Source organism: Streptomyces sp. NPDC059371 (genome assembly GCF_042751995.1).
Classification (GTDB): domain Bacteria; phylum Actinomycetota; class Actinomycetes; order Streptomycetales; family Streptomycetaceae; genus Streptomyces.
Window position 1 is genome coordinate 1 of record NZ_JBHYXD010000213.1, and the last position, 1,749, is coordinate 1,749.

2 protein-coding genes are annotated in these 1,749 nt (G+C 70.7%); one reads left to right on the top strand and one right to left on the bottom strand.

All coding sequences use genetic code 11. The features are described from left to right. Positions 1-69 precede the first annotated feature (69 nt). Complete coding sequence (locus tag ACFXGX_RS43255) at positions 70-579, bottom strand: MarR family winged helix-turn-helix transcriptional regulator (RefSeq protein ID WP_384804008.1); 510 nt, start codon at positions 577-579, stop codon at positions 70-72. A 137-nt stretch (positions 580-716) separates the two neighbouring features. Here ACFXGX_RS43255 and ACFXGX_RS43260 point away from each other — a divergent pair, with 137 nt between their 5' ends. Continuing rightward, complete coding sequence (locus ACFXGX_RS43260) at positions 717-1,523, top strand: dioxygenase (RefSeq protein WP_384804011.1); 807 nt, start codon at positions 717-719, stop codon at positions 1,521-1,523. Positions 1,524-1,749: the final 226 nt, after the last annotated feature.

Below are 1,749 nucleotides of genomic sequence, written 5' to 3' on the forward strand. Positions count from 1 at the left end.
CCGGCGCCAGGCCCTGGGTGGTGTCCGCGAAGCCGCGCCTGCCCGGCGACGCGACTTCGCGGCCACGACCTAGCGCAGCCAGGGCAGATCCGCGCCCGCGTCCTTCGGCTGGAGGCCCTCGGCGATGATGCGCATGGCCTCGCCGAGGGCTGTCCGCTGGTCCGGGCCGAGCCGGTCGAACAGGGCCTGGCGTACGGCGGCGACATGGCCGGGCGCGGTGCGCTTGAGCACCTCGTGACCCTCGTCGGTCAGGACGGCGAACTGGCCCCGCTTGTCGGACGGGCAGTCCTCGCGGCGTACCCAGCCGTTCTTCTCCAGCCGCGCGACGGCGTGCGAGAGCCGTGAGCGGGTGATCTTCGCGTTCATGGCCAGCTCCGTCATCCGCAGCCGGCGGTGCGGGGCCTCGCCGAGCTGGACGAGCAGGCCGTAGTAGATGTGCGGCATGCCCGCGTCGCGCTGGAGCTGACGGTCGAGGTGGTCTTCCAGGAGGGTCGTGGCGTGCATGTACGCACGCCAGATGCGCTGTTCCTCGTCGGTGAGCCAGCGCGGCTCTTCAGCGGGAGCGGGTGCCGTGTTCATGTACTCCACTGTACGAGCCTCTTCTTGAAACTTAAACAAAGCACCCGTAGTCTTGACTGAGAACTTGAGACTTTAAGTAACTGCTTCAAAGATCAAGCAGTGCCGCCGTACGATGTAACTCTCTGGAGGGAGCAGCCATGTCAGCCGCCACCGAGGAGCGCCCCGCGCCGGAGCGCATGCCCGCCCTCTATCTCAGCCATGGTGCGCCGCCGCTCGCCGACGACCCGGTCTGGCCCGGCCAGCTCGCCGCCTGGTCCGCCGGTCTGCCCCGCCCCAAGGCGATCCTCATGGTCTCGGCCCACTGGGAGGAGGCCCCGCTCGCCCTCGGCGCGATCGAGACGGTCCCTCTCGTCTACGACTTCTGGGGCTTCCCCGAGCACTACTACCAGGTGACGTACGCGGCCCCCGGCGCTCCCGAACTCGCCGAGTCCGTACGGAAGCTGCTGCGCGCGCCCGGTACGCCGGTGCAGGACATCCCGGACCGGGGACTCGACCACGGCGCGTACGTCCCCCTCAAGGAGATGTTCCCCGAGGCTGACATCCCGGTGCTCCAGATCTCCATGCCGACGCTCGACCCGGTCCGGCTCTTCGAGATCGGACGGAAGCTGGCGCCGCTGCGCGACGAGGGCGTGCTGATCGTCGGCTCCGGCTTCTTCACCCACAATCTCGCGGCCCTCAGGCACACCGGCGGGGGAGTTCCCGCCTGGTCGAGCGAGTTCGACGACTGGGGGCACCGCGCGCTGGAGGCCGGTGACGTGGACGCGCTGCTCGACTTCGAGCGCAAGTCCCCGGCGGGCCGCCTGGCCCACCCGCGCACCGAGCACTTCGCCCCGCTCTTCGTGACCATGGGCGCGGCGGACGCCGTCGGGGGGCTCGGCGGGCAGCGGTCCGTGATCGACGGATTCTGGCTGGGAATGGCCAAGCGGTCGGTGCAGTTCGGCTGAGTGTGCGGACGGCCCCGGGGTCGCGGTTGGCTCGGCTCCAGGGCGTTCGGAGGGCGGCCCTGCCCGTCGGCGGGCTCGCCCCCGGGCATCCCGGTCGTGCCCTGCCCCGCGTCCGGCCGCATGATCCGAACGACAGGCCCTAGGTCGTGTCCGCAAAGTCTCGCCTGCCCGGCGACGCCTGGCACGCTCCCCCAAGCTCTTCGAGCAGGGGGGACCCCCACTCGCC